Below are 26037 nucleotides of genomic sequence, written 5' to 3' on the forward strand. Positions count from 1 at the left end.
CATAACATTTTTCTTCACTCAATGTAACAACTCGGCTATTCGTCGGATGTGACGGGCATTCTATCCTTTTTTCGCTCGAAAATTCGGGTTGGAGCGGCGGCAGTTGCGATCCTCCTGCTTGCCCTCATGTCCGTCACCATTCCCGCGTTGAGTGGCGATGGCGGAAACCTATTGGCGCAGACCAGCGATGCGCTCGATCGTTTTACCGGACGCTCCCCCGGAGAGCGTGGCGAAACCGACATACTCAAAGGCAAGGTGCGCAAGCTCGCGGACAGGCTGTTCGGGCGCCGAAGCAACGGTGGCGAACCGGAACAGCGCGCCCTCGGCAAGATTTTCGACACGCCCCCCGAGGATGCGATAAAAGAATTGTCCTCTACGCCCGGCCCCCTCGCCCTCACGGCCCCGCCACCGACCGGGCTTTTGCCGCTCGGCGACACGGGCGGCACGCCGTCGGGATCGGATGGCGGTCAACCCGGATTTCCGGGAGGGATCAGCACCGTCGTTCCACCCGTCACGTCGGTCACGCCCACCGATCCGACGTCACCGGGCGTGCCGCCTCCGGTCGCTGCGGTTCCCGAGCCCGGGACCTGGGTCACAATGATGCTCGGGTTGACGCTGTGCGCTGCCGCGCTTCGGCGCCGAAGGAGACGCGGAGCGGAAGTCAATGTGGGCACGTCGCAATGCGCCTTGGCCTGATCGCTTCGCTTTTGTTCGCCGCCGCGGCCGTTGGCGGCTTCGCCATCGCGGACGATGTTTTTCCCGTTGCGATTGCCGACAGGGCGACGGGCGCGATCCCAATGCGCCCGGCGCAACTGGCGCTCGCGGGCAACTCGATACGTGAATATCTGTCGCCGGCCGAACGGAGCCGCGCGCGGCAGGGCGGCCTGTTACCAGCCGGCACAATATCCCTGCTGCGGACTTCGGGGCAAATGAGACACGGCGATTACGACTGGAACGAGGAGGGCGTCCCGCCGGGCCAAATCACCGTCTGGGTCGACTTGCGTACGCAACTTTTGTCAGTTTTTCGCGGTGGCCATGAGATCGGTACCGCGGTGATCGTTTATGGCGCGGATACGATGGAGTCGCCGCTCGGACGTTTTCCCATCCTTTTCAAGAAGCGCGATTATCATTCCCGATCTTACGACGCGCCAATGCCCTATTCACTTTTCATTACCGATACGGGTGTCGCGTTGCACGGCAGCCCGATGTCGAGCCGCCGCGCCACCCATGGATGTATCGGCCTGCCGACCGAGTTTGCGCGGCTGCTCTTCTCATCAGCAAACACCGGCGATGTGGTCCATATCGTGCGCTCGGGGACCAAGCTGGCAATGGCTCCGCGTCGCCGATGACGCAAGCCGATGCCTTACGACACGCATTCCTGGGGCTCGATTTCGACCGCCTCGATGCGCAGGCGGCAGCCAGGAAGATACTAACGCTCGCCCGCGGAAACCGCTTTTCTTATATCGTGACGCCGAACGTCGATCATGTCGTGCAACTCGATCGCTCGGGCGATCCCGAGCTGGCCGGAGCCTATCGGGGCGCCGACTTATGCCTGTGCGACAGCCGGAACCTCGCAAGGCTGGCGCGCTGGTCGGGGATCGATCTTCCGGTGGTAACCGGAAGCGACTTGACCCGCGATCTGCTCGTGACCGTGCTTCCGCGTGCCAAGCTTGCTGTCGTTGGCGGCGACGAGAGAATCCACCGAGGCCTCGAAGCGCTATTTCCGCGCTTCGAATGGAGCTTTCATACGCCGCCGATGGGAATCCGGCGCGACCCTGCTGCACGCACCGCAATTGCCGAGTTCGTGGAAACCGTAGACGCCGACGTCGTCTTCCTTGCGGTCGGCGCGCCGCAGAGCGAAATGATCTGCGCCGAAATAAGTCAGCGCGGCCGCGCGCGCGGCGTCGCCCTGTGCATCGGGGCGTCGCTCGAGTTTTTGACTGGAGCGAAATATCGTGCGCCCTTGTGGATGCAGCGCGCCGGTTTCGAATGGTTGTTTCGCTTGCTCAGCGAACCCGGGCGCCTCTGGCGCCGTTATCTTATCGATGGCCCGAGAATCTTCATTCTCTGGCAGCAGTGGAACCAGAGGCGAGACGTCAATGCCGCTCGTCTTCCCGCCTAGTCCTGTTCCATACCTTCTGGTTGTGAGTGAAGAAGCCGACATAGATCGGGATTTTCCAGAGAATGTAGACGGGAATCCGCAGCAGCGCCGCGAGCGGAAGAATGCCGCGTCCGTATTTCCACCAAGATGCGAGGAGAGCGGAGACAGCGAATCCGAACGACGCGCCCGTCAGAAGAAGCGGAGCCCAACTGCCCGAACACGCCCCCGCGGCCGCGAGCATGGCGAGTGCAGGTACCGTCAGCAGAATGAGGAGGGCGAGCGGTGGCACGAGAAGGTGCGCGCCGAGCGACAGGGCATGACGCGATGCCGTCGCGACACCGCGAAACAGCATCGGCATGGCCTGCGTGACCGCCGTCCGCAGGAAACCATGTTCCCAACGGCTACGCTGAGCATGGCTGTCGGCAAGGGGAGCAGCAGGACTCGTCACGAGGGAGCGATCATCGAGTTCGACACCGGATCCGCGATGCGCGAGCCACAAACCAAGATTAAGGTCTTCGACCGCGTCTCCGCTGGCCAGCGGAAGGGTCGCGAACATCGACCAGGGAAAAGCCATTCCGGTGCCGAAGAGCAGCGCCCCCCCACCGAGCCGAACCAGCCCGCGGGCGCGTATCAAATTTTTCACGAGCATCGCGAAGTTCGAGACCGCAACGAGCGGGGAAGCATCCAATTCGGCGGTGAGCAGGTTCGCAGCCTGTACGGCCCCTCCGCAAGCCATGGCCCGCGCCGCCAACCGATCCGCACTGCCTTTCTCCAGCCGGCAGTCGGCGTCGATGACAATCACGACGTCGGGCGGGCTGCCGGTGAGCCTTTCGCGTCCGCAGGCCAGCGCGAAGCCCTTGCCGCGGCGACCGGGATCGTTGCGCTCGACGACATCCGCGCCCGCCTGGCGTGCCCGCGCTGCGGTCGCATCGCTGCAATTGTCCGCAACGACGAGGATTTGTGCTCCGGGTGCCGCTACGACCAGTTCTTCAACCGTCGCGGCAATACCCGCGGCTTCGTTGTGCGCCGGAACCAGCACGCAGATACCGGCTGGGCCGGCGCGCGGCGGCTTCGGGGAAAGTGGACGCAATCCAAGAAAAAGTTCCACGCCAAGATAGGAGAGCGGCGCCGCAAGCGACAGGGCGATGAGCCAGGCGAAGGGTTCGAACATTGCCCCTCCAGCCTCTACCCGATCCTCAGGTTGCGGCAAGCTTGGGAGGGAGGAATGTCCCAAATTGCCACTCTCGGTATTGAACGCTTTGCAAGGATTGAAGCGCCGTTTAGGGCCGACGGTGCACATGGGGAATGGAACTGATATATGGCACGCGAATATTTCTCGGCCCGAAGGGTGATGGTGACCGGTGGTGCTGGGTTCGTCGGATCGCATTTGATCGATCGGCTGATAGCGGCGGGCGACGAGGTGCTATGTGTCGATAATCTGTTTACCGGCGCAAAGGCGAATGTTGCGCATCTGCTCGGGCACCCGCGCTTCGAGTTCCTTCGTCACGATATCTGTCTGCCACTGTTCGTCGAGATCGATGCGATATTTAACCTCGCCTGTCCGGCGTCGCCAATCCATTATCAGCATGATCCGGTGCAAACCACCAAAGTGTCGGTGATCGGGTCGATCAACATGCTTGGCCTTGCAAAGAGGGTGAAGGTCCCGATCCTGCAGGCCTCGACAAGCGAAGTGTATGGCGATCCGTCCCAACATCCGCAGACCGAAAGCTATTGGGGCAATGTCAATCCGATTGGGCTGCGCAGCTGCTACGACGAGGGCAAGCGCTGCGCCGAAACCTTGTTCTTCGACTATCATCGTCAACATGGAATCGATGTCAAAGTGGCACGCATATTCAACACCTATGGCCCGCGCATGCACCCAGCCGACGGCCGCGTTGTCTCGAATTTTATCATGCAGGCGCTCCGCAACGAGGACATAACGATCTTCGGTGACGGCTCGCAAACGCGCAGCTTCTGTTTTGTCGACGATCTGGTCGAAGGCCTTCTGCGTCTCATGGATTCGCGCGAGGGGTTCACGGGCCCGGTAAATATTGGCAACCCGGTCGAGTTCACCATCCTCGAGCTTGCCGAACTGGTGATCGAATTAACGGGCTCGCGTTCCAAGCTGGTTCGCCTGCCGCTCCCCTCGGACGATCCGACGCAGCGCAAGCCCGACATCGGCCTGGCGCGCGCTGAGCTCGGATGGGAGCCTACGATCGCGCTCCGAGAGGGGCTCGTGCGGACGATCGACTATTTTCGCGCGCTAGCCAACTGAGCCTTTGTTCGCGACCAGGCGCGCGATGAAGGCGCGATACTCGTTTGCAATCGCCGCCCAGGAATATCGTTCGATGCCGCGCACCGTGCCCGAGCGCGCCGCACCTCGCGCCAGGCCGGAACGAAGCATGCCAGCCAGCGCCTTCGGGTCTTCGGTGTCGCAGAGCAGTTGAGACTCGGCGCCAAGAATCCAGCGCAGGCGCTCGGTGTCGTGTCCGATGACAGGCAAGCCGCTAGCCCACGCTTCGATAAAGACGTTTCCGAAGGATTCGAGAAGCGACATGTGCAGAAAAACATCGGCCGAACGGTAGAGCGCTGGCATGTCGGCAGCCGAGAGACTGAGCCGCCTAAAACGTCCCGGAAGCAATTCGGCCGCCAGCGCCTCGCCATCTCCGCGAAGCGGCCCGTCGCCGGCGACCACCAGATAGGCATCCTCAAGCTGGGCGACCGACCGAATACCGTCGAGCACGCGCTTGGTCGCGATGAATGCGCTGACCATCAGGACGATCGGGCGATCATCGGGCAAGCCGAAGCGCGCGCGCTCGGGAGGGCCGGGACTGAAGCGCGCGAGATCGACGCCATTGGGAATCAAGGCGCAATTCCAGCGCGAGCTGTTTCGTTCCAGATAATCCGGATTTGTGCACACGAGACCGTCGCAGGCGAAGCTTCGATACTCCGAGTTCGACGCATAAGCTGGCCAGTCGCCGTTCTGGGTCACGAATATCTGCAGCGGCTTCCTTCGCGAGGGTCTGCGCAACGCCCAGTGCGTAAAGGGGAAGGAGCATGTCAGGACCGCATCATATTCCTTCGGCCGATAGGCCGCGAGAAGCCCGGGCACGAAGCTCGCATCCTCCCAGGCTGTTTCGCTGCGAAGCGGCGGAAAGGCTGGAAAATGTTCGAACCGCTCGCGCCGGATCGATGGGACGCCGACATAATGGTAGGCGGCGTCGGTGCGCGGGTTGCCGGATCCCATCACCGTCACGCTTTCGCCGCCGCGCGCGATGGCATCGGCGACGGAAAGGAGCGCGACCTCGGCACCGCGATCGTAGCGGTGAAAACCCGGCAAGGCGAAAAGCAGCTTCATTTACGCAAAACTCTCCTGCGTCTAACGTCCGCGAGGGCGCAGGCGACCGTCGCGCCGCCAAGCAGCAACCACAACCAGCCGATGATCAGCAAGCCGTTGGCGGGACGATAGATCAGCGCGTCCAAACCATGCAACGAAATGGTTTCCAAGAGGAAAAGCGTCGCGGTGAGAAGAGTGACCGTCGCGGCACCTGAATGTTCGCGCGCGCCCGTGCGGACTCGCGCCCGGCGAACAAAGAGTGCCGCAACACCGATCACTGCCGCGGTCATCAACAACTGGGCTGGGGTTCGGCCGGAATAGAGATCGCCCATCGCGATGACCGCCCAGTTATGAAAACCGTGGCGCCAGCCCAAGGCACATTCGGCCGCGAAGCCGGCGTTGACGAACGCCAGAAGGGGCCAGGGCCGAGAGCCGGCGACAAGGCAAACCGCGGCGGCGAGGCCGTACGAGACAATACCGGTCCATTGCGTGACGTCCATGGCTCTCATTTCCTCTTCTTTCGGCCTCGAAGCGGGTTAAACGCATTGGATGTTTGTCGTCCTTCATATCCTCTGGGCCGCGATTTCGCTCGGATTGTTCCGGACCATGCGCGGCGAAATCGCGGTCTGGCCAGTCCTGCTCGGAGGCTGGCTCTTTCTGCCCCCGGCCGGCTACGCCGCAGCCGGCGACCCTGCCATCTTGCCATTCTGGATTATCGGTAGCGCGCTACCCTCCGACCTATTTTTCTCGAAAGCCTGGATCGCGCCAGCGATCGCCGCGGCCTGCTCGTTGCTGTGCGATCGCGCCCGCTGGTATCGGCTACGATTGACGCTGGCGGATGTGCCCCTCCTCCTGTTTTGCGCCTGGCCCAGCGTCCAGGCGCTGCTGGTTCGCCCGGCCGATCCTGGCGGGACGGCAAGCACCGTTTATATTGCAGGCGTATGGGGCCTGCCCTGGCTGATCGCCAAGCTCTATCTGCGCACGGGCGAAGATGCGAGGCATCTCGCTGGCACGCTGGCACTGCTCTCGCTGGCGCTCCTCCCGGTCGCGATCGCCGAAGGAGCGACGGGGTGGCGACTTCATGCCGCGCTGCTCGGTGCGCATCCGTTCGCTTTCGACGGGATCGAACGCTACGCCGGATACCGTCCGCAAGCCTTGTTCGAGCATGGCAACCAATATGGTATCTGGTGTGCGGGTGCGGCGCTTGCCGCCTGCTGGCGCCTCGGTGCGGAGCCGGGCGGCAGGTCGCGGGCCGGATGGATCGCGGCGGCTGGCATTTTGCTGGCCATGACATTGGCCTCCCAATCCGCGGGCGCAATCCTCCTCCTCTTTGCAGGCTATGCCATGCTGGCCCTACGGGGATCCTTCGCGATGGCGCGGCAGCTGTTTCCGTATCTAGCCGCATTCCTGCTGCTGCTGGGTGCAGTCCACGTCAGCGGGATCGTCCCGCTGCGCAGCCTCGCTGAGGAGACGACCGCTGGTCAGGTGGCGCGCGACATGTTTCGCGCCGCTGGCCGGCAATCACTACCGTGGCGAATAGGCCAGGATCTCAAGTCGCTTCCGATCGTCCAGGACCGATTGCTGACCGGGCATGCGCGCTGGGACTGGTTCCGCGAGGCCGGCACCCGTCCCTGGGGCCTTCCGCTGCTGGTGCTCGGCCAGTTCGGCCTCATCGGGTTCATCGGGCTCGTCGCCGCGCTCGGCGGCGCATTTTTCCGCCATTTGCGCCGCGCCGCGCGAAACGAAGTCGCGCCCGCACGGCTTTATGCCGTTCTCCTCCTGCTGTTCGGCGCGGACGCCTTACTCAACAGTTTTCTGTTCTTACCAGCATTACTGCTGACCGGGGCGTGCGGAGCATCCCCGCGGCGCGGGACCGGCGAAGTCGGCTGATCCCGGCGATCGCGGACAATCCTGTCTTCTATTTCTTTGCCGCGCCTGCGGCCGATTTGGTTGCCGGGGGAGCGAAGCCTGGCTGATACGAAATCTCCGCCGCGGCCCTGCTCTGCTTCAGCCGTTCCTGTATCGTCGCTGCCAGCTGCTTGTTTCGCAGTGCCTGCACCGCCATTGGACGCGCATTCTCCGGCGATACCGGTTCGGCGCGCTCGCCCGTGATGACGCCGACTGTTACCACGCCGTTTTCGGGAATCACGAAGGGCTCTCCTTCGGGCAGGGCCTTGATCTGCTGCAAGCGCTGGGGTCCGAGGATCGCGGCATCGATCTGCGGATTGTCGCGACGGAATTCGATCCCCATCTGCCTGAGGCGCGCGGCGACCGCGTCCATCGAATGATCATTTTCGAGCGCCTTGATCTGGTCGGGTCGGCTGGGCAATGCAAACTGTATTCGGTCGACCGTCAGGATTGTTCGGTTGGCGAACATCAGCGGGTTATCAGTGATGAACTGATCGATTTCTTGTTGACCGGGGACCTTCAACGCGCGCTCGGCACGCTGCCCCATCATCTGGACCAGCAGCGCATCGCGCAGCTGGCGTTCGCGCAACAGATAATCGGGCGTCTTGTCCAGTTCGTCGTCGCGCGCCGCCTGCGCCAGCAGGCGCCGCTCTACAATGCGCTGCAACGCGGCCTGCTGGATCACCTTCTTGTCGACGCCTTCGGGGATCGGTTTGCTGCCGAGCTCGGCGTTTATCTCCTGAAGCGTGATCTCCTCGCCGTTCACGATGGCCGCGACCTGGCCGGTCGCCTCCTTGCCGCACGCCGAAAGCGCAAGCGCGGCAACGGCTAATGTCAAACTGATATTGCGTTTCATAGATCTATCCCTCTTTATCCCCGTCCAAGCAGAAGCCGCTGCAATCGCGGGTTGGCACTTTCAATGAACTGGCGGGAAAAATCGCTGAGCAAGGCCTGTGCTTGCGTCCGATCGATACCGAGCGCCGAAACACGCATCATCATGCCGTCGGGGATATCCCCCGCCAGGTTGGCACGCATTACGGCCAGACGCTGTTCGCTCCATTTGCGCGGATAGGAGGAGCCCAGACGCGTGAAGTAGGCGACCTGCTCAACTCTATTTGGGGCGGTCGCAGTGAAAATATTGGCGGGAACCGACTGCCCGCCCGCGTTGAACGTGATATCGCGCGTTTCGCTTAGTTCGAAACCGCCGACCGGATAGCAAAATTCGGGTCGATGCACTTGCAGTACGCCGTCCTGTGCGTTGTTGTAAGCAAGAAGCAGCATGACCGGTGGTCGATCGGCGGCCGCATAGACCCGGGTGACGAGGTTGTCGTAGAGTCGGTCGCTCAACGCATCGGGCGGTGGAAGCACCACCCCACTCTGCGATATCACGTCCCATCTGCCGAACCGTGGAGGAACCCATGCTTCGAACAGCTTTTCCGGAACGACCGGGTTGGCCACCGCCGGTTGCCGCGCGTACGCAATCCCGGCCCCCCCCGCGAGCGCGATACCAATCAGCAGGTTGCGCCGGGACAGATGGGCATGCGCCGCTTCACGTCCAATAACTTCCTCAGTCATGAGCGGACGCCTCGCCCCGCTGGACGTAGCGGTCCCATAAGGGCTTGAGCAGAAGATCAAGCCCGAAGATCGTCAACAGGGCGATCGCGAACATCAATATACCTGCGAAATTGTGCAGGAAACCCTGCGCCGCCGCTTCGCCGGCGTGATAAGTCAGCAGGATGAGGACAAGAACGCGGAAGAAGTTCGCAATTAGCGCGACCGGCACGATGAGCAGGACAAGCAGAAGCGCGTAGCGCCAATGCGCCTGGTGGCGCATGTAGATATAGAAGAGCGAAATAGCCGAAAGCGAGATGATCGAATTTATTCCCGAGCAGGCGGCCGCCACGAGTAGCTCATATTGTCCTATGTAGATCCGCACACCTTCGCCGCCGATGGGGTAGCCCAACATGTCCAGAAACCAGATCGCCGCTTCGGACAGCCATATTTTCATCGGCACGGTCACGAAAGCCACGAGCGTTTCGGGTGGCGGGAAGATGAAGGCGAGATAGAAGAGTGGGAACCAGAGGCGCTTCATGACCTCAAGGCCTACCAGGCTGTACAGGACTGCGAGCAGGCAGGCATACATTAAATAGCCTTCGATCTCGACGATTTGGGTAATCCGAGCAAAAATCTGCAGGGGGACGAGACATGCGAGTAGCGCCCACACATTGGCTGACGGGGCCGCACGCGCCAGATCCGACACCTCCTTCCAGCGGCGGAATAGTAGCCAAAGCCCCGTAACGAGCACGATCGGGCCATGCGCACCTTCCTCGCCTGTCCACGACTGACGAACCACGAAAACCATTGTGGGGATGCCGAAGAGGAGGAGACCTACGACGAGCGAAATCGTCCCGAAACGAGCACTCCGCGATAAAGGACCGGTCTGTCCCGCGGCAATTCTGGTATCGGCGGCAGTGGCCATTCAATGCCCAATGACTTGAGGGAGATCCAGCGGATAGAACAAAGAATGCTGTCTGCCAATATTTCAGTCGCAGTGCGCCGTATCGCTGTGGGACAGACTTGGGACGTAAACTGTGCCGCCGAGAGACGGAAATGACGGTTTGCAATAGCCGCAGCGGGCTGGATTTTGATATGGGGAGCCGATGGATCAATCAAAGTCACCTAGCCGACGCGCTCGGAGCAAGAGAGGGGCGGTCACCGCCGCGCTGGTGGTGACGGCAGTTGTTGCGGGTTCGGTCTGGTGGCTTGTTGCTTCCGGCGCCCGACATCCACCCGCGGCGTCCGGCGACGTTGCGCGCTCTCCGGTCCCGGCGCCGCCGCGGCTTCCGGCGTCGCTTCCCCAAGGCTTCAAGCCGCTCAGCGCGGATGTTGCGCTCGCGGAGAATGCTGCCCTACCTTTCTCGACCGCTCCCGTCGAGCAAGCGCCGCCCCTCTTGGTCCCGCTAACCGCCTCGGCTTTCGCCGGCCGCCGTTCGGCGATGGATTGCCTGACCGCGGCGATTTATTACGAGGCGGGGCAGGAATCGGAGGGCGGCAAACGCAGTGTAGCGCAAGTCGTCCTCAACCGCGCGCGCCATCCTGCCTTTCCGAACAGCATCTGCGGCGTTGTCTACCAGGGAGCGGAACGAAAGACGGGCTGCCAGTTCACTTTCACCTGCGACGGAAGCCTTGCGCGCAAGCCGTCGCGCGCGGGTTGGGACGCTGCGCGGCGGATCGCGATCGCCGCCCTGTCGGGGCGCGTCGAACCGAGCGTGGGGATGGCGACTCATTATCACGCAGATTATGTGGTGCCTTACTGGGCTACGTCGCTGGCCAAGATTGTCCAGATCGATCACCATATCTTCTATCGCTGGACGGGCGGCTGGGGTCGGCGCTCCGCCTTTACGCAGGCGGTAAGTCAGGAACAGTTTTCGAACGAACCGCAGATCACCGACACTGCCGGTCTCGATCCGGCGCCGCTCGGTCCGCCGCCATTTGATGAAAAGATACTTCCCTCCTCGGGTCTCGTCGCCGATCAACTGGCAGGAGCGCTTGATAGCCGCGCGCCTTCCTCCTCGCCTTCAAATATATTGCGGCCCTCCATCAAGGCAGACGAAGCGGCAGCGAAACCTGCCGCGGACATGGCCAGCGGCAGTTTAAGGTTGGATTGATCCGCGGCCGGGCGCCGGGCGAACGACTTCTGCCAATCCTGTGCGAATGGGTCGCGGCCCTTGACGTTTCCGGGCGCGCTGTAGCGACATACGAGAATTTCCTCGCCCCCGTCCTGTCCGAGGCCGCAGCCGACGTCTCCCGACCGCCCCCAGATCAGTTGGGTATAGTGCGAAACATCCTCAGGCCGACCGGTGCGGCTGTTGGCTGGAAAAACGCCCGGAACGAAATTCTCCTTCTCCGATATCCACAGTTCGACCATGGCCTCGGGCCGGAACACTCCGGGCGTCCCCCCCCATATATTCTCGCCTTCGGGGGCGCGACCAGCGATATTGGGAGAATGTTCGAACCGGCCAGTGCTGGCGAGGTAATCGGCCCAGTCCTGCGCGCCGCGCGCCAGTTCGTCGTTCCAGCGCAACGGAGGAACTCCCGCGAGCGCGCGCTCGCGATTATGGCTCGCAAGCAAACGAGCCTCCAGGTCGCCGAGACGCGACTGAGCCCCCGTTAGCAGCGTCGCTGCCACAGCCAGAAGGGCGATTTTCGCAGTCCTGTTAACGAGCCGCGGCATGACCTATCCCCTAATTGAGGGGATTTTTCTATCGCGCGAGCCGCTAAGGGCGGGTGGCGAAAGATGGTAAAAGCGCCGTTAAGAAGCCGAGCGCGTGACGATGCGTCCGAAGAGTCCGTTAGGGGGCGCCTGCCCGGGAAGAAGGTCAATCCCGTAAAGCGTCGAGGCGTTTTTCAGCCCCGCCTCGGCAGCGCCCAGGCAATTCTGGCCTTGCCGCGCGCAGGTATCGCGATACAGCCGCCAGCCGCCGAGCAACGCTGGAGCCGCGTGCGTCAGCCTGCGGGCCACGGCGAGCGCCTCACGCTCCTGTCCCCGGGCCGACAGCCAGGCGACATAGGCGCTCGACATCTCGGCATTCTGGGAATTTGCGCTGACCCCCTGGCGCCACATGCGGCGCGCATTTTCCGGATCGTCGCCGCGCGCATAGGCGCTCGCGGCAATCGTCCATGCCCTGGTCTGCGCGGGACACTGACTGGCGGCGAGCTGGGCCGAACGAAGCGCTTGGGCCGCCCTGCCCTTCTGCAGCTGGATCTCGGCGCGGACGGTAAGCGCGAGACAATGGGTCGCATCGCGCTTCAGAACCGCGTCGGCGAGCCGCAGCGCCTCGTCCGGGCGCTTCTCGCGCGATGCAAGGAGCGCGTCGATCGGCGACCGGACTGCGGCGTCCAGACCCTCAAGAAGGTATCGCGCCCCGACGATCTGTCCGTGCGTCGCGAGATATTCGGCCGTCGCGACCCGAGAAGTCGTCGATCCGGCAGCGACGATGGGCTTGAGATCCGCATCGCCAGTCCCCTGCGGCGCATATTCGCGCCAGACTGCAAGAGCAGCATCAATCCGGTCGGCGCGCGCCTTCGGATCGGCGAGCAGGCTCACAATCAACGCAATACCGTCGCGCGGGCGGCCGTCCTTGAAAGCGAAATCGGCCTCGTCGAGACGCAGGTCGAGATTGTCGGGCGCAAGCGTGCGCAGACGCACGAACTGCTCGCGCATTCCCGCCGCGTCACGCATAGTCCGATATATTTCGAGACGGGTCATCGCGACGCCGACTGTGTCCGGCCTCGCCTCCCCGTAGGGTGCTAGGACCCTGAGCGCGTCGCGCGGCACGCCCTTGCGTACGGCAATACGCGCCTTGAGGATGCCCCCTCCTTCGTTGCCGGGATCGCGCGCGAGAATGCGGTCGGCATATTCGTCAGCCTCGGCGAAACGGCTACGAATGACGGCGTGCAGGCCACGCATGAGGAGCGCGCCGGGTTCATCCGGCGACAGCGAGAGAATCGCGTCGGTTGCCTCGAGCGATTGGCGGAAATGGCCGGTCTGCAGCCCCAGCTGCGACACGGCCTGCAGCGCCTCCATATTGGCGGGGTCGAGCGACATGGCGTCGCTATAAGCGTCATAGGCGCCCGAAACCGAGTCCGCCGCCATCTCGATCCGCCCTCGCAATATATGATATTGCGGCTCGTCGTCGCGTGCCGTGATCGCTTCCCTGATCGCAAGGCGCGCCTCGCCGACGCGCCGCTGTTCGAGAAGCGACTGCGCGCGCGCGGCATCGGCCGCAGCGGCCTCGCCTGATCGTCCGCAACCGCCGAGCCCGATCATGCCCGCAAACAGCAGTCCGCCGGCCATAAGGCGACTAATGTGTAGGCCAACCGTCCCACGACGGGGCAGAAAGCCCCGATTTCGAGGGTTAACAAGGTAGCCAAATATCATGCCCAGCCTTATAGTAACATAACTTAAACTGTCGACCGCTCTCTAAGGTATTCTCAATGATCAAGGCCCCGCTCACCGTGGCGATAGCTGTAGCCGCGACCATGTCGTCGCCGGCACAGGCTCAGCAGGCTGAACCGCCCGTCGATGGCGGCCCCCGCCCCGTGGCGTCTGGCAAGCCTCTCGCTGGCACGGCGGATTCGACGTACCGGATAAACGCGGGCGACGAACTCGAGGTTTATGTCTGGGGCGAGGAACGGCTGCAACGAAAGGTCAAGGTTCTGCCCGACGGCACGATCGCCTTTCCGCTTGTCGGTCAGATCAAGGTTCAAGGTTATCTGCCTTCTGAAGTCGAAGCATTGATCACGAATGGGTTGAGCGCGCAATATGTCGGCGCCGTGCCGCAAGTCACGGTCTCGGTCGTGGTGCCTTCGGGGATGCAATTTTCGGTGATGGGCCGGGTCAAATCGCCGGGTACGTTCACGCCCGGACGCTACGTCAATGTGCTGGAGGCGCTGAGCATGGCAGGCGGCCCGGCCGAGTTCGCCAACCTCGACAATGTCCTGATCATTCGCAAGTCGGGCGCGCAAATCAGTGCCCTGAGTGTGCGACTGGCGCCGCTGTTCAAGCTTGGCAGCGATGCGAAAGACGTCGCCGGAGGTAATATTTTACAAATTGAAACAGGAGATACTGTGATCGTCCGCTGATGAGGAAAAGGATTCGCCTGTTGAGGAAATTTGCATCGTCTCTTGCGGTCGCCGTCATGGCCTGTTTGCCGCAGATGGCATTTGCCCAGTCGGACCCGCAAGTCTCCGTCGATGTATCGGTCGGCGGCGGCGTTGCCACGAATCCCTTTCTTTACAGCGACGGCGACACGGCCGCCTCGGTAACGGTAAGCCTGTCCCCTTCGCTGTTCGTCGAGGACGAACTGGGCCAGACCCGCATTGGCGGAGATCTGAGATTAACTCAATATTTCAGCGACTACGGAAGCGATGTTTCAGGGCGTCTTGAAGCTTCTACTACGCGCCGATTGGACGAGCGGACCGATGTTCGCGTCGATGCCTACGCCCGCACGGTTCGCTCGGCGGCGCGCGACAGCCTGCTGTTCGTCAGCGGTTCCCCCGAGCCCTCCGGCCCGCTGCTGCCGCCGGGTCCGCCGATCATCGACACGACGATCGCGGGCACACGCGCTCGCGTCACCAGCATCGGGACGAGTTTCGGTCTCTCCTATCTAATCGACGAGGTGAGCTCGCTGAACACCGGGATCACGTTGAACGGAACGTATATTGGAAACGGCATCGGGTTCGACTATCGTAGCGCCACGGCGCATATCGGATATCAGCGCAAGCTCTCCCCCCGCACGACTGTGACGCTCGATACCCAGCTCACGGCGGTCGATTATCTCGGGAGACGTACCGGCGACAGCTTTATAATGTCGCCGCGGGCCGGCCTCCGGCAACAGCTGAGTGATCGGCTAAGTCTCGTCGTCGACGCGGGCATATCCTATGTCCGCACCAAGCTGGGGAACGGCAGTCGAAGCGACCTTGTATCTTTTGCCGGAAGCATCGGCCTGTGCGATCGCTCGCCCAACCGGAGCCTGTGCGTTTCGGCCGGGCGCAGCGCGCAGCCGACGGCGCTCGGCGGCGTCTCGACCGTGACCACGGCGTCGGTGAACTACGACGCCCGTTTAAGCCGGGTCGACCGCATATCGCTGGCCGGCCGATACGGGCGCACGAATGAGGATGGAGTTGGCCTGCCTAGCGAGCGCTTGACCGACTTTCTCGGCGCTTCGGCGACATACAGCCGCGACATCAACGATCGGGTAGCGTTTACCGTAACTCCGGGCTATTCGAAGATCTTTGACGATGTGCAGCCGCGTAGCGCCAACTATTCGCTCATGGTTGGCCTGACGATCAGGTTCGGAAAGCCGCGATAGTGGACGAAAACATGTTTGATACGACTGCCGACGAAGGAGCATCGGGCGGCAGCTTCCTCCAGCAATTGCCGGCCATTCTGTGGCAGCGTAGATGGGTTATCTTGGTGCCTGCCGCTCTTGGCATCGTTGCTGCGGTCGCGGCTGCGGTGCTGATCCCGCCGAGCTATCGGTCGAATGCCATCATGCTGGTGGAATCTCCGCAACTGCCCAAGGAAGTTATCGGGCTCGATCCAGGCAATATGATCGACCGTCGGATCGCCGCAATCCGGCAACAGATCACGGCCCGACCCGACCTCATCCAGTTGATCGAACGGCACGGGCTTTATGCGAGCGAGCGCAAAAACACGCCGCTTTCCGAGATTCTCGACGCGATGCGCTCGGCTATCACGCTGACCCCCGCCGAATCCAGCACAGGGGGCGGGCCCGAAAACCGGACCATCGCGTTCGAACTGGCATTCGAGTATAGTCGACCCGAACAGACTCAGGCGGTCGCGCAGGATCTCATGGACCGCGTGCTTCAGCTCGATGCCCGCGGCAACGCCGAGCAGGCAGCGAACACCGTGCAGTTTCTGACCGACCAGTCGGCGGGACTGGAAGCCCAGATTTCCTCACTACAGTCACAGATCGCCGATATCACCGCGCGCAACGGCAGTGTCCTGGCCGGCGGCGGAATGATCGTTGGTGGCAGCGGTGGCAGCTATGATGTCCAGATCGCCGCGTTGCAGCGCGACAACCAGCTGCTGATCCAGCAGCGCAACCTGGCCCAGACGAGCGATCAGCGCGATCCCATCGTGGCAGGAGCCGAACAGCGGCTTGCCGCGGCCCGCGCGATCTATGCCGAGACGCATCCCGACGTAATTCTCGCGAAGCAGGCGCTCGCCGAAGCCAAGCGGCTGGCGAAAGACACGAGCGAGAAATTGCCGGTCCAGACGCTCGACGAACAGATTGCCTTCAACAATTCGCAGATCGCGGCGCTGCGAAGCGCCAAGGCAACGGAGACTGCCCAGCTCAGTTCACGCATGGCGGCGCAAGCCAAGGCGCCGCTCGTCCAGCAGCAGCTCGGAGAATTGCAGCAGAGGCTCGCCGCGGTGAACACGCAATATGAGCAGGTGCAGAACCAGCTCATGGGTGCACGCGCCGGCGTGCGGGCCGAAGACGAGCAGATGTCGGAACGCCTGTCGGTGGTGGAGCCCCCGGTGATTCCCGATCAGCCGAACTGGCCCAACCGGCTGCTGATCGCCGCGATCGGCGTTTTGGGCGGTCTCGGCGCAGGGATAGTTCTTGCACTCGCGGTCGAACTTTTCCTTAGGCCGATCCGCGACCCCGCAGCGCTCAAGGCGCTGCTCGGCTCGCCGCCGCTCGGAATCATTCCGGTAATCGAGGTCAAAGCCGTCCGGCGCGACGGATGGCGCCGTTTCGTTCCCACGCGCGCGCGGCGTTGATGTCCCATGCACCGAAGGTTGAATCATGGCTGAAGCCGATCTGCCCCTGTCAAGCGACGCGAGTATCTTGATGCTCTCGGACCTTGAGACCTTCACGCCGCCGGCGCGGGTCATACGCAAGCATCGAATGGTCGGTTTCGACAATCGCGACGCGCGCGCGCGTCCGTTCAACCTCCTGCGTACGAGTTTCGCAAAAAAGCTCAACGAGGACGGCCATCGCCTTGTCGGCATCACGTCGGCGACCCCGGCAGCGGGCAAATCCTTCCTGTCGATGAACCTCGCCAGCTCGCTCGCACGCGTCGTCGAGGAGCCCGTGTTCCTCGTCGATCTCGATATCAGGCGCGCATCGCTCGCCGAGGAAATAGGATTGGCCCCCGAGCGCGGCGTCGAAAGCTTTCTCGACGGCAGCATCGACGATCTTGCCGCGATCGGTCGCCGGATCGAGGGGACGACGCTCGCGGTTTTTCCTGCGGTCAGCCGCGCGCGCAACACCGCCGAACTGCTCGCCGGCGAGAGATACATGCACATGATCGAGACGCTGCGCGATAGGAGCGAGGCGTCGATCATCCTGTTCGACCTGCCCCCGGCTTTCGCGAGCGACGATGCCATGATCAGCCTAGCACAGCTGGATGGCTATGTTCTCGTGGTCGATTCTGGCAAAACCACGCGCCGGCATGTCCAGGACGTTCTTGCCATGCTGCAGCCGACCCCCTGCATTGGCTCGATCCTCAACCGCTACCGCGGCGGACTCGGCGACAGCTACGGCTACGGTTACGGCGGCCCCGATTATGGCAGATATTATGATCGCCCCGAACCCGAAGCGGGGGCCTAGCGATAGTCGCGCAAGGCGACATCGATCGCGGCGTCGAGCGCCTTGAGGTCGAGCGCCGCCGGCTCGATCCGGAACAGCGCGGCGCGGCCGATTTTCTCCGGCTTTCCTATTATAGCCTCGACGCCCCGATAATGCGGTCGCAACGAATAGTCGTCGAAGAGGATTCGCGGGCTCGCTCCCTGCTCGATTGCGGCGCGCGCCATCGCCAGGCATGAGGCCACCCGGAATCGGCCGTCGATCAGGACCAGCTCCGGAAAGACGGGGAGGCGGTGCAAAAGCGCCGGTCCGGCAAGCGGATACCGCTGCCAGCGCAAGCACGCGGCGCGGGTGGGGAATATCCAGAGGGGATAGCCCCAGGCTTCGGTTAACCCGATATCGACCGGCACGACGCGGGTGCCGAGGCCGACCGGTAACGCCTCGCTGACTTGCCGAGCATAGCGCGCATCGCTTTCGATGCTGATCGCGGCGATACCCCGGTCGGCGACAAGGAGGGTGGATGCGCCCGCACCATATTCGAGATAGGAGCGGATATGATCGAGTTGTCCGTTAAACCAGCTCCGAGTTTCGGGATCGAAGGCGGGATCACGTCCAATCGGAGCTCGCGCGGCGGGCCAGAACAAGCGCCCGGTGTAGCGCGCCAGCGCTTCTCCCTGCGCTCGAACACTACGCCATATTTCCCTCGCGGCCATGTTTGTCCCCGACTGCCGTGCTGCGGACGACATGACAGGCCGCGCGCCTCCCGGCAAGTTCCGTCGCGGCCTTTTTGCGGCACGGCCCTCAAGCCTGACAGCCACGGACGGCCCGGCGCCCCGCCTCGTGAGTTGCCGCGCCAGCGATGAGGCGGCGGCACCCCATGTTGGCCTTGGCAAAGCGGCCCGGTCATTATATCCGGTTGGGTATGGGACGCATCGCTCGCCCCGGCGTCATTCCGTCCAACCGTACCGAAGCAGAGGAATTCGATGCCGCTCGTCCATCTTCATTCACTTTGGGTCGGACCGCGACTGAACTATCTTGAGCGGCTTTGCCTCGCCTCGGCCAAGGCAACGGGCCATGACTTCACTCTGTGGAGCTATGAGCCCCGAGAGCTCGCCGGGGTACCTCCCGGAACCGATCTGCGCGATGCGGCCGAGGTCATGCCGCGCGAACGTCTCCTGCATTACCGCGACAGCGGTTCGGTCGCGCTTGGCGCCAATCTCTGGCGTATCGAATTGCTGGCCAAGGGACTGGGCTGCTGGGTCGACATGGATTTTATCTTTCTCCGTCGCCTGACCGCGGAAACTCCCTACCTGTTCGGGCTCGAGCATGAAGGCTGGATCAACAATGCAGTGGTCTGCGCACCGGCTGATTCGGCCCTCGTGCACGATCTGCAAACCATCCCTCAGCCCAATATGGTGCCGCCGTGGTGGGGACCGAAGAACCGGCTCAAATTTCTCTGGCGCCGTTGGCGCGAAGGTCCGATAGAACTTGAAGACTATCCTTGGGGAACGTTCAGCGCCGGTTTGTTAACGCATGCAATCAAGCGAAACCAGCTCATTGCGCACGCCCAACCGCCTGATGTTTTCTATCCGGTACGCTACAAGGATGCGCTGGCCCTTTACGAGCCGGCCGAGCGCGTGAACGCGATGCTGACGCCGCGCACGGTGGCGGTGCATATGTGGCACTCACGTTTGCAAGGCCTGCGCGACGCTCCCCCAGCAGCTGGCAGCTTTATCGACGCGATGTGCCAACGGTATGAGGTCGACACCGACGATGCGGGATATTTGCGGGCGTCGTCAGGGCGCACCGCCTAGGGGGCCTCGGGCTTGAAAATCGCCATTTGCATCATCGCACGGAACGAGGCCGGAACGATCGGCGCGCTGTCGGTGCAGCTTGGCGCGCAGACCTTGCTCGCGCAATCGCACCGATTCCAGCTGGTCGTCGTCGCCAATGCCTGCACCGACACCACGGCGATCGCCGCTCGCGAGGCCACGAAAACGCAACTTTCCGGCCTTCCGGTCGAGAGCCTGATTCACGAAACGCCGCTTGGGGGCAAGGCCCGGTCGTGGAACCTTGCCGTGCACGAACTGATTGCCCCCGACGCGGAGATCGGAATTTTCCTCGATGCCGACATCGAACTAACCGACGCCGATGTTCTCGCTGACCTGCTGGAGAGACTGACCTCAGAACCGGCACTGCTCGCGGTTTCGGGACACCCGGTGAAGGACATAGTGAAGAAGCCCAAGAAGACGCCGGTTGATCGCTTCTCGCTCATTATCTCGCGCCAATCACCCGCGCCGCACGCAATCAACGGGTCGCTCTACGCCGCACGAATGAACGTACTGCGCAAGATATGGCTTCCCGTCCCGACGCCCGGCGAAGACGGCCTTCTGTCCGCGATGATCCATACCGATGGCTTCTCACACCCTGCCCGAACCGAGCTCATAGCCCAGATTTCGCGGCCGACGCATTATTTCGAAGCCCATTCCATCCTGGGCTATTTTCGACACGAAACCCGCATGATCGTCGGCACCGTCGTCAACGGCTGGCTGTGTGAATTTCTCTGGGCTGGAGGCTATAAGGAAAATGCCTCGCCGCTAGTGCGCGATCGCAACGAGCAAGATCCCGGCTGGGTCGGCCGGCTCGTGCAAAGTCGAGCCGCGGGCCGTCGATGGGTGCTCCCGCCGCGAATGCTGACCTGGCGGCTCCACAATCTGCGCGGTATCGGTGCCGCGAGGATGTTCATGCGCGCCCCCTTCTCGATCGCGGCGACGGTCCTCAACCTATGGCCGGCGTATCAGGCGAACAAACGGCTCAAAAGGTGTGACGCCGCGGACTTCTGGTAGTCCATTTCAGCTGGGCCCCTTTCGCATCGCCCGCGCGAGCGCGGCGGCACCTCGAGCCAGCGGCACCCTGTCGTACCAGGCGAGCGCGGCGATATCGCTGCGCGATGACCGCTGGCCAGCGAGCGGGGGCTCCGCGAAGCAGGTCCGAACTTCTGGGCTGGCGCGGCGAAACCAGACATAGGCGGCATCGATCGGCGGATGAATCCCCTCGCAGGTCAGCTCTTCGAGATAGCGAGAGACCAAGCGTGCACCCTTGGCAGAAAAGCCCATCATATGCGCGCCCTGGATATCGCTCCCAACAAGGTCCCGCGGGTCAGAGGCGGTGTATCCGCCGTAAAAGATATCCCACCCCTTCTCGAATTCACGGTCGGCCGCCCCCGGCAGGAACAGGCAATCATCCTCGAGTATCAGCAGCGAGCGGCGGGCGGTAGCCGCCTCGCGAAGGAGGATTTTCTGGCTGAGATATACGCCTCGCGCGCCGATCGACGTGAAGCGGCCGGCATCATCGGGCCGGACCGCGCGGAAATAGGCGACCCGCGGATCGCTCGCCAGACCGACACGGGCAAGCTCGCGGTCCATCGCGCGCCGGCGATCGGTCCGGTGAGCAAGATTGATGATCCGGATCGCATCGAAATGATCGAAGATCCTCATATTATGTCCTCGTTCGCGAAAAGGCGGGCCATGCGTTCCGCTGCTTGATCGGCGCGAAACGCGGCCTCGACCTGCTTCCGCCCGGCACGGCCCATGCGCGGCCACCGGTCTCGCGCGCCGAGCAACGCCGCGAGCTGCTGCTTGAGATCCTCCCAGTCCGACGGCGTGAACAAATATCCGGTACCCTCGACGACAAGCTCGGGGACGCCGGCGACGCGGCTCGCAAGAACCGGACGGCCAAGCGCCATCGCTTCGACGAGCACAACCGGCAAGCCTTCCATCAGGCTGGGAAGGACGAGGATATCCGCGCACGCAATCTCGGTGAGCGTCTCATTTTCTGCGCAGGCGCCGGCGAAACGGATCCGGTCGAGTAGCCCTAGTTCGCGCGCATATGCATGCACCGCTGCCGACATCGGTCCGTCGCCGATAATGACCAGTTCGCTGCAGCCTGCCGACGGCTCGATCGCGGCGAGCGCGTCGAGCAAACCAAAATAGCCTTTTTCCGCCGACAGCCGGCCGACGCAGATGATTCGCGCTGGTCCTGTATCGCGATGCGGCATGGCGGCAGGCAGCGCGGCGAGATCGATGCCGCAGCGGACGACGATCATCTTGTCCCAGTGGGCGGGCGCGACCATGCGCATCGCCTGCGCACGCATGAAATAGCTAGCGCACGCGACAAAGGCGGCGCGTTCGAGCTTTTCGGCAAGGAGCAAGCCTGCAGGGTAATCGGTCTCGGATATGCCATGAAGAGTCAGACTCCAGGGCAGGCGCGCGAAATTGGCCGCCAAGAGCCCGACGGTGGCGCCGCTGTTGGCGAAATGGCAATGCAGGCGGGTCGCGCCGCCGCGCAGCAGAAGCCGAGAAATCAGCATGGCCTCGACGAAATGGAACTGCGACCAGATCAGCGCTCTGAGGCCCGGCGGTCGGTGGTGCAAGGCGAGCCGCCAGCTGGACAGGAAGCGGCCCGGCGCTTTCCAGAAAGCCCAGACGAGCGCGGCAGCATAAGCGAGCGGCGAGCGGCCGAGAATATTCTCCGCGCGGATCGCAGTATCGCCGCCCGGCTGGACGCTGAAGGCGATAATATCCATGCCGCGCGCCCGCAGACCAGCGATCTCGCGCCGGATAAAAGTGTGCGATGGCGCGTAATAATCGCTGACCAAATAGGCGATGCGGCTCATTTATAGAAGATTGCGCCCTGGGTCCTGCCGACGAGCCGACTGAGGAGGTAGCGCAGGATTCCGCCCGTTTCCGCGAGCTTTCCGGCGAGCATGTGCCAGCCCCAAGCGAGTCCGCCGCGACGGGACAGGCGCGCCAGTTGAGCGAGCCAGATGATCGGAGCGGCGAGCAGGCCAACCGGCCCGAGCAAAAGAGCCGCGACCACCCCGGCGAGGGCGACGCCGAAGGTCCAGAAAAGCGCGCTGACAAGCTGGCGAAAATAGAGCGGCTCGCCGTTCCCCTTTCGCGTCTTCTGCCAGACCTGCGCGTAACCGAAACCGCTGCGAACGGTCCGCATCCACCATTGGCGCGACCGGTGCATATCGGCATCGTGGATTGTCATGGGACTGTCGATCCGCCAGATTCGCCAGCCCCGTCCTCGCAATCGGTAGCATAGTTCGGGCTCCTCGCCGGCGATGATCGCGGGGTCATAGCCCTTCGCCTCGGCAAGTGCATCGACTCGGAACATGGCGTCGCCGCCGCAGGCCTCCGCCTCTCCGATCGGCGTATTCCATTCACCGTCGCACATCCGGTTGTAGAAGCTGCGTTCCGGATAGCGCTCGCGGCGGCGGCCGCATACCGCCGCCACGGCCGCGTCGGAGCGCAAAAAGGCCTCGGCGGTGTCAAGCCAGCCGGGTTCGAGTTCGCAATCGCCATCGACGAACTGGATATATTCAAGGTTCGGCCAGGCGCTCAGAATCGCCTCAAGGCCAGCGTTGCGGGCCCGTGCCGCGGTAAACGGCAAGGCGAGATCGAGCTCTACGACCAGCGCTCCGATCGACCGCGCGAATTCGGCGCTGCCGTCTGTCGAGGCGCTGTCCACATAGGCGATCGGCATGGTGTCCGGAACCGCGCCGAGGCAAAGCCGAAGCCGTTCGCCCTCGTTGCGCCCGATTGCGACAAGACCAAGGTTGCCCTGCCTAGGCAAACGGGCCCCCCACCTGCGCGAGCCATGAACCGACACCCTCTGTGAGGCCAGCGAGCATCGTCGCTTCGCGAAAAAGGAAGATCAGGACGAGAAAGAAAAGGGTCAAGGCGGCATCCTGCCGAAGAAACGAGAGTCCTACACCGCGTTTGCGCCACGCCAGCATCGCATATCGCACGGCGTCCGCAAGGACAAAGGTGAATAAGGCGGCATTCATGCCGTAACGCGGCAGAAGTAACGGCAAGGCAACCGCGATGACCGCCAGCTTCGCTCCATTGCTCAAGGCGACGCCGGACGGTTTCCCGACACCCATCATCATCGCGTCGGCCATCGTTGCGAGGATGCCGAACCAGCTGCCGACGAGCAGGATCGAAAGGAAAAAGCCCGCCGCGTGATATCGTTCATCATAGATCAGATAGATGAAGCGGTCGGCCAGCGCTACGGCGAGTGCAAGTCCGGTTGCCGCGACGAGCAGCGTGGCCAGTCGGATCGGGCGAATGGCGCGCTGGAGGTCGAAACCCCGTTGCTGCGACGCGGAAACCTTGGGGAATATGAGCAGGCTGCCCATTCGCTGGAACAGGAGCGTGATCGTGTCGGCGAACGTTCGCGCGATGCCGTAAACACCGAGCAGCGCGATCGGGATGGCGTCGGCAAAATAAAGCCGGTCGAAATTCATGGCGAGAAAATAGATGAGCGAAGAGAGAAACACCCATTTGCCGAAATGAAGCACGGCCCGCACGGCTTCCTTTTCCCAGCGGAGTCGGTGCGAGCGCCAGTCGATGAGGAAAAAACTCGCGGCTGCCGGCCCCGCTGTTCCGATCAGCAGCCCCCAGACAAGCGCCCAGATCGTCGGCGTATAAATTGCAAGGCCGATTTGAACCGCCGTTCCGAACAGCGCGGCGGCAAGATCGAACAGTGCGAGTTTACGCACTTCCAGCCGCTTCTGAAGCAGGAAACGAGCCGGCGATGTCAGCCCGGTAAGAATGAAAATCGGTGCGACCGCCGGCAGCAGGATCAGCAACTCGGGCTTGCCGTAAAGCCGAGCAATCGGAACCGTCAGCGCGATCGCAAGCGCGAACAGAATAAGTCCCCGGAGAATCTGGATCGTCCAAGCCGTGTTGTAGAATGCTGGCTCGTTGCCGCTTGGGTTGTTGACGATGCTTTGCCCCACACCGACATCGGTGAGCAGTTCGCCCCCGGTCCGCAGCGTATTGATTAGCAGCATCGTGCCGAGAAGTGCTGGCGCTAGGAGCCAGGCGAGCACAACGTTCGATACAAGCCGCAGTGTCTGCTGTGCGATAAATGTCGCCGACACCCACCCAGCGGCGCCGAGTAGCGAACGTCGCGAGCCGAGGGAACGGCGCAGTGCCGAACGCCACCGCGCGGTGGCAGTCAGCGGGGCCCCGGAATCACCCTCGACCTCAGCCACGCGCAGGGCACGCCTTTCCGACACGCCGTTGCGCGGACGTCCGGATGGTCGCGCGCGAGGGAAGACATACCCCGCCGCGAGAGAAATCGGATGAAGGGACGTCAGCGCTCACACAGTGCCCTGAGCGCGGCTGTCGCTCGCCGCCACCGGAGCGGCCCGGCGCCGCTTCGCCCGCGCTTTCGTAGCGACGTCGCGCCAGTGCTCTCGGATATTTCCGGCGATTATCCCCATCGAAATGGCAAAAACATATTGCGCGTGCCCGGTCACGAAAATCCATTCGACAATCCCGTGAAGAGCGGTGACGAAAATGGCAATGCTTGCACCGAGCACGACGTCCCCCCGCGGATCTTTACGATTGCGGAATGCGAAGGACAGACCGCGCAGCACCGGCCAGGCAAAAAGCAAGACTAGCGAAGCGAGGCCGATCCAGCCCAGTTCGGCACCGGTGAGAAGATACATGTTGTGGACGTTGGTCGAGCGGCTGGCGTAGCTCCAAGTCACACCCGCGCGTTCCGAATAGCCATCGGAATTGGCTGTCACGACATATTGGTTCGCGCCCACGCCCAGCGGATGATCGTTCCACATCGCCTTCGCGGCGCGTTCGAAGGCCAGCCGCTCGCCGTCGGGACCATCGTAGATCGGTCGGCTCGCAAAGCGTTCGTGGAAACTCGAAATGGTGATCGGTACGACAACGGCCATGGCCAGCACGGCGAGTCCGGTGATCTTCCATTTGTGCGGGGTCGACCGCCGAACGAGCGAGAGCAGGAAGAGCAGCGCAAGCCCGATGGCGACGAAGCCGATCGCGCCGCGCGACGCACCGAGCGCGACAGCCAAGAGCGCTGCGACGACACCCGTCATGATCAGCTTGCTTCGTTCGCCGGCGAGGAGCAGCGCAAGAAGCGGTAGCGTCACGAAGTGCAGCATCAGTCCGAGAAGGTTCTGATGCCCCATCGTTCCAGCCGCCTGGACGGCGCCCGACATGCGCTGGTCGATTGTCATGACCGCCTGGAAGGTGGCGCCGAGCGCGAGACCGAAGCACAACCATCGCACGGCGCCAGGCTGACCGGCGAAGGAGGCGACTGCGGCGAAGACGAGAAAGACGCGAACGAGTTGAAACACGTAAAAGGCTGAACTCATCGGAAGCGTCGACATTGCGACCGAGAGCATCGCGGCGAGGAGATAAAAGACAAATACCCCGGCGAGCGGCAATTTGCGAAAGGGGGCGGCATTCGTGACGAGAATGGCCATTGCCAGCGTGTCAAGTAACGAAAGGACGATGCCTTTTGCATAGCCGGGCCAGCCCGCCCAGTTGATAAGAGCCGCATCGAGATTGAGCGCGCTGACGACGAACGGGAGTAAGCCGACGCCCAGATAGGCCCATTTGCGCTGGCGCGGAAAAGTGCGCAGCAAGGCAACGAATGTCGGGATCGACAGCAGGACGAGCAGTATCCCGACAATGCGCATAAGCGATTCCTAGGAGAATAGACGACATCTGCCAATC

The 26037-nt window shown here is 62.8% G+C and carries 25 protein-coding genes and 1 pseudogene; 12 read left to right on the plus strand and 14 right to left on the minus strand.

The genetic code is table 11. From position 1 onward, the window contains the following. The first annotated feature begins 126 nt into the window (after positions 1-126). Genes VFG17_RS16255 through VFG17_RS16265 form a run of 3 tightly spaced genes read left to right on the plus strand, consistent with a single transcriptional unit; the run spans position 127 to position 2122 of the window. A complete protein-coding gene (locus VFG17_RS16255) occupies positions 127-696 on the plus strand; it encodes a PEP-CTERM sorting domain-containing protein (protein ID WP_325030399.1) in 570 nt (189 codons plus the stop codon). Next, on the plus strand, positions 681-1349 hold the full coding sequence (locus VFG17_RS16260; protein WP_325030400.1) for a L,D-transpeptidase: 669 nt from the start codon (positions 681-683) through the stop codon (positions 1347-1349). The genes VFG17_RS16255 and VFG17_RS16260 overlap by 16 nt, the downstream gene beginning before the upstream one ends. Then, positions 1346-2122 carry a WecB/TagA/CpsF family glycosyltransferase gene (locus VFG17_RS16265; protein WP_325030401.1) on the plus strand — a complete coding sequence of 259 codons (777 nt, stop codon included), beginning with the start codon at positions 1346-1348 and terminating at the stop codon, positions 2120-2122. Before VFG17_RS16260 ends, VFG17_RS16265 begins: the two co-directional genes overlap by 4 nt. Here VFG17_RS16265 and VFG17_RS16270 read toward each other — a convergent pair. After that, positions 2097-3272, minus strand: coding sequence for a glycosyltransferase family 2 protein (locus tag VFG17_RS16270; RefSeq protein ID WP_325030402.1), 1176 nt, complete (start codon positions 3270-3272; stop codon positions 2097-2099). The two genes, VFG17_RS16265 and VFG17_RS16270, sit on opposite strands and share 26 nt — an antisense overlap. A gap of 147 nt (positions 3273-3419) precedes the next feature. On the opposite strand from VFG17_RS16270, the gene VFG17_RS16275 reads away from it, so the two are divergent. Next, positions 3420-4376 carry a UDP-glucuronic acid decarboxylase family protein gene (locus tag VFG17_RS16275; RefSeq protein ID WP_325030403.1) on the plus strand — a complete coding sequence of 319 codons (957 nt, stop codon included), beginning with the start codon at positions 3420-3422 and terminating at the stop codon, positions 4374-4376. Here the strand turns inward: VFG17_RS16275 and VFG17_RS16280 are convergent. Continuing rightward, positions 4365-5459, minus strand: coding sequence for a glycosyltransferase family 4 protein (locus VFG17_RS16280; protein WP_325030404.1), 1095 nt, complete (start codon positions 5457-5459; stop codon positions 4365-4367). The two genes, VFG17_RS16275 and VFG17_RS16280, sit on opposite strands and share 12 nt — an antisense overlap. Continuing rightward, positions 5456-5938 (minus strand): hypothetical protein, encoded by a 483-nt coding sequence (locus tag VFG17_RS16285; RefSeq protein ID WP_325030405.1) that lies wholly within the window; start codon positions 5936-5938, stop codon positions 5456-5458. The genes VFG17_RS16280 and VFG17_RS16285 overlap by 4 nt, the downstream gene beginning before the upstream one ends. Before the next feature lie 49 nt (positions 5939-5987). Between VFG17_RS16285 and VFG17_RS16290 the strand changes: the two genes are divergently transcribed. Then, a complete protein-coding gene (locus VFG17_RS16290) occupies positions 5988-7328 on the plus strand; it encodes a hypothetical protein (protein ID WP_325030406.1) in 1341 nt (446 codons plus the stop codon). 28 nt (positions 7329-7356) lie between these two features. Here the strand turns inward: VFG17_RS16290 and VFG17_RS16295 are convergent, their stop codons facing one another. Genes VFG17_RS16295 through xrtV form a run of 3 tightly spaced genes read right to left on the minus strand, consistent with a single transcriptional unit; the run spans position 7357 to position 9825 of the window. Then, positions 7357-8202, minus strand: coding sequence for a hypothetical protein (locus VFG17_RS16295; protein ID WP_325030407.1), 846 nt, complete (start codon positions 8200-8202; stop codon positions 7357-7359). 14 nt (positions 8203-8216) lie between these two features. Then, on the minus strand, positions 8217-8921 hold the full coding sequence (gene epsI, locus VFG17_RS16300) for an exosortase-associated protein EpsI, V-type (protein WP_325030408.1): 705 nt from the start codon (positions 8919-8921) through the stop codon (positions 8217-8219). Beyond that, the gene (gene xrtV, locus VFG17_RS16305) at positions 8914-9825 is read right to left on the minus strand and encodes an exosortase V (RefSeq protein WP_325030409.1); all 912 of its coding nucleotides are present in this window, start codon (positions 9823-9825) and stop codon (positions 8914-8916) included. Before xrtV ends, epsI begins: the two co-directional genes overlap by 8 nt. Positions 9826-10297: 472 nt before the next feature. On the opposite strand from xrtV, the gene VFG17_RS16310 reads away from it, so the two are divergent. Beyond that, the gene (locus VFG17_RS16310) at positions 10298-11014 is read left to right on the plus strand and encodes a cell wall hydrolase (protein WP_325030410.1); all 717 of its coding nucleotides are present in this window, start codon (positions 10298-10300) and stop codon (positions 11012-11014) included. A 92-nt stretch (positions 11015-11106) separates the two neighbouring features. Here VFG17_RS16310 and VFG17_RS16315 read toward each other — a convergent pair. Continuing rightward, positions 11107-11580, minus strand: a pseudogene (locus VFG17_RS16315) (CAP domain-containing protein); the annotation flags it as partial. Positions 11581-11658: 78 nt separating this feature from the next. Further along, positions 11659-13068 (minus strand): tetratricopeptide repeat protein, encoded by a 1410-nt coding sequence (locus VFG17_RS16320; RefSeq protein ID WP_414712969.1) that lies wholly within the window; start codon positions 13066-13068, stop codon positions 11659-11661. 275 nt (positions 13069-13343) lie between these two features. Here VFG17_RS16320 and VFG17_RS16325 point away from each other — a divergent pair, with 275 nt between their 5' ends. From VFG17_RS16325 to VFG17_RS16340, 4 genes are read left to right on the plus strand one after another with little or no spacing between them, the layout of a single operon-like run. Next, positions 13344-13991 (plus strand): polysaccharide biosynthesis/export family protein, encoded by a 648-nt coding sequence (locus VFG17_RS16325; protein ID WP_325030412.1) that lies wholly within the window; start codon positions 13344-13346, stop codon positions 13989-13991. A gap of 20 nt (positions 13992-14011) precedes the next feature. Then, positions 14012-15220: a hypothetical protein gene (locus tag VFG17_RS16330; protein ID WP_325030413.1), complete on the plus strand. Its 1209-nt coding sequence runs from the start codon at positions 14012-14014 to the stop codon at positions 15218-15220. Between the two features lie 11 nt (positions 15221-15231). Continuing rightward, positions 15232-16662 (plus strand): GumC family protein, encoded by a 1431-nt coding sequence (locus VFG17_RS16335; protein WP_325030414.1) that lies wholly within the window; start codon positions 15232-15234, stop codon positions 16660-16662. A 25-nt stretch (positions 16663-16687) separates the two neighbouring features. After that, a complete protein-coding gene (locus tag VFG17_RS16340; RefSeq protein WP_325030415.1) occupies positions 16688-17494 on the plus strand; it encodes a CpsD/CapB family tyrosine-protein kinase in 807 nt (268 codons plus the stop codon). On the opposite strand, the gene VFG17_RS16345 is transcribed toward VFG17_RS16340, so the two are convergent. After that, the gene (locus VFG17_RS16345; protein WP_325030416.1) at positions 17491-18183 is read right to left on the minus strand and encodes a hypothetical protein; all 693 of its coding nucleotides are present in this window, start codon (positions 18181-18183) and stop codon (positions 17491-17493) included. The two genes, VFG17_RS16340 and VFG17_RS16345, sit on opposite strands and share 4 nt — an antisense overlap. Before the next feature lie 270 nt (positions 18184-18453). On the opposite strand from VFG17_RS16345, the gene VFG17_RS16350 reads away from it, so the two are divergent. Further along, entirely contained in the window at positions 18454-19284 is an 831-nt protein-coding gene (locus VFG17_RS16350; RefSeq protein WP_325030417.1) for a hypothetical protein, read from the plus strand. 12 nt (positions 19285-19296) lie between these two features. Next, entirely contained in the window at positions 19297-20316 is a 1020-nt protein-coding gene (locus VFG17_RS16355; protein WP_325030418.1) for a glycosyltransferase family 2 protein, read from the plus strand. A 6-nt stretch (positions 20317-20322) separates the two neighbouring features. Here the strand turns inward: VFG17_RS16355 and VFG17_RS16360 are convergent, their stop codons facing one another. From VFG17_RS16360 to VFG17_RS16380, 5 genes are all read right to left on the minus strand, one after another. Then, positions 20323-20967: a hypothetical protein gene (locus tag VFG17_RS16360; RefSeq protein WP_325030419.1), complete on the minus strand. Its 645-nt coding sequence runs from the start codon at positions 20965-20967 to the stop codon at positions 20323-20325. Beyond that, positions 20964-22055 carry a glycosyltransferase family 4 protein gene (locus VFG17_RS16365; protein ID WP_325030420.1) on the minus strand — a complete coding sequence of 364 codons (1092 nt, stop codon included), beginning with the start codon at positions 22053-22055 and terminating at the stop codon, positions 20964-20966. Before VFG17_RS16365 ends, VFG17_RS16360 begins: the two co-directional genes overlap by 4 nt. 86 nt (positions 22056-22141) lie before the next feature. Next, entirely contained in the window at positions 22142-23110 is a 969-nt protein-coding gene (locus VFG17_RS16370) for a glycosyltransferase (protein WP_325030421.1), read from the minus strand. Continuing rightward, entirely contained in the window at positions 23103-24536 is a 1434-nt protein-coding gene (locus tag VFG17_RS16375; RefSeq protein ID WP_325030422.1) for an oligosaccharide flippase family protein, read from the minus strand. The genes VFG17_RS16370 and VFG17_RS16375 overlap by 8 nt, the downstream gene beginning before the upstream one ends. Positions 24537-24644: 108 nt before the next feature. Continuing rightward, a complete protein-coding gene (locus tag VFG17_RS16380; RefSeq protein ID WP_325030423.1) occupies positions 24645-26000 on the minus strand; it encodes an O-antigen ligase family protein in 1356 nt (451 codons plus the stop codon). Positions 26001-26037 lie beyond the last annotated feature (37 nt).

The sequence above is a fragment of the Sphingopyxis sp. genome (genome assembly GCF_035686825.1).
Classification (GTDB): Bacteria; Pseudomonadota; Alphaproteobacteria; order Sphingomonadales; family Sphingomonadaceae; genus Sphingopyxis.

Coding starts and splice junctions, on each gene's coding strand:
- VFG17_RS16255 (WP_325030399.1), top strand. CDS start 127: ATGTCCGTCACCATTCCCGCGTTGAGTGGCGATGGCGGAAACCTATTG.
- VFG17_RS16260 (WP_325030400.1), top strand. CDS start 681: ATGCGCCTTGGCCTGATCGCTTCGCTTTTGTTCGCCGCCGCGGCCGTT.
- VFG17_RS16265 (WP_325030401.1), top strand. CDS start 1,346: ATGACGCAAGCCGATGCCTTACGACACGCATTCCTGGGGCTCGATTTC.
- VFG17_RS16270 (WP_325030402.1), bottom strand. CDS start 3,272: ATGTTCGAACCCTTCGCCTGGCTCATCGCCCTGTCGCTTGCGGCGCCG.
- VFG17_RS16275 (WP_325030403.1), top strand. CDS start 3,420: ATGGCACGCGAATATTTCTCGGCCCGAAGGGTGATGGTGACCGGTGGT.
- VFG17_RS16280 (WP_325030404.1), bottom strand. CDS start 5,459: ATGAAGCTGCTTTTCGCCTTGCCGGGTTTTCACCGCTACGATCGCGGT.
- VFG17_RS16285 (WP_325030405.1), bottom strand. CDS start 5,938: ATGGACGTCACGCAATGGACCGGTATTGTCTCGTACGGCCTCGCCGCC.
- VFG17_RS16290 (WP_325030406.1), top strand. CDS start 5,988: ATGTTTGTCGTCCTTCATATCCTCTGGGCCGCGATTTCGCTCGGATTG.
- VFG17_RS16295 (WP_325030407.1), bottom strand. CDS start 8,202: ATGAAACGCAATATCAGTTTGACATTAGCCGTTGCCGCGCTTGCGCTT.
- epsI (WP_325030408.1), bottom strand. CDS start 8,921: ATGACTGAGGAAGTTATTGGACGTGAAGCGGCGCATGCCCATCTGTCC.
- xrtV (WP_325030409.1), bottom strand. CDS start 9,825: ATGGCCACTGCCGCCGATACCAGAATTGCCGCGGGACAGACCGGTCCT.
- VFG17_RS16325 (WP_325030412.1), top strand. CDS start 13,344: ATGATCAAGGCCCCGCTCACCGTGGCGATAGCTGTAGCCGCGACCATG.
- VFG17_RS16335 (WP_325030414.1), top strand. CDS start 15,232: ATGTTTGATACGACTGCCGACGAAGGAGCATCGGGCGGCAGCTTCCTC.
- VFG17_RS16340 (WP_325030415.1), top strand. CDS start 16,688: ATGGCTGAAGCCGATCTGCCCCTGTCAAGCGACGCGAGTATCTTGATG.
- VFG17_RS16345 (WP_325030416.1), bottom strand. CDS start 18,183: ATGGCCGCGAGGGAAATATGGCGTAGTGTTCGAGCGCAGGGAGAAGCG.
- VFG17_RS16350 (WP_325030417.1), top strand. CDS start 18,454: ATGCCGCTCGTCCATCTTCATTCACTTTGGGTCGGACCGCGACTGAAC.
- VFG17_RS16360 (WP_325030419.1), bottom strand. CDS start 20,967: ATGAGGATCTTCGATCATTTCGATGCGATCCGGATCATCAATCTTGCT.
- VFG17_RS16365 (WP_325030420.1), bottom strand. CDS start 22,055: ATGGATATTATCGCCTTCAGCGTCCAGCCGGGCGGCGATACTGCGATC.
- VFG17_RS16380 (WP_325030423.1), bottom strand. CDS start 26,000: ATGCGCATTGTCGGGATACTGCTCGTCCTGCTGTCGATCCCGACATTC.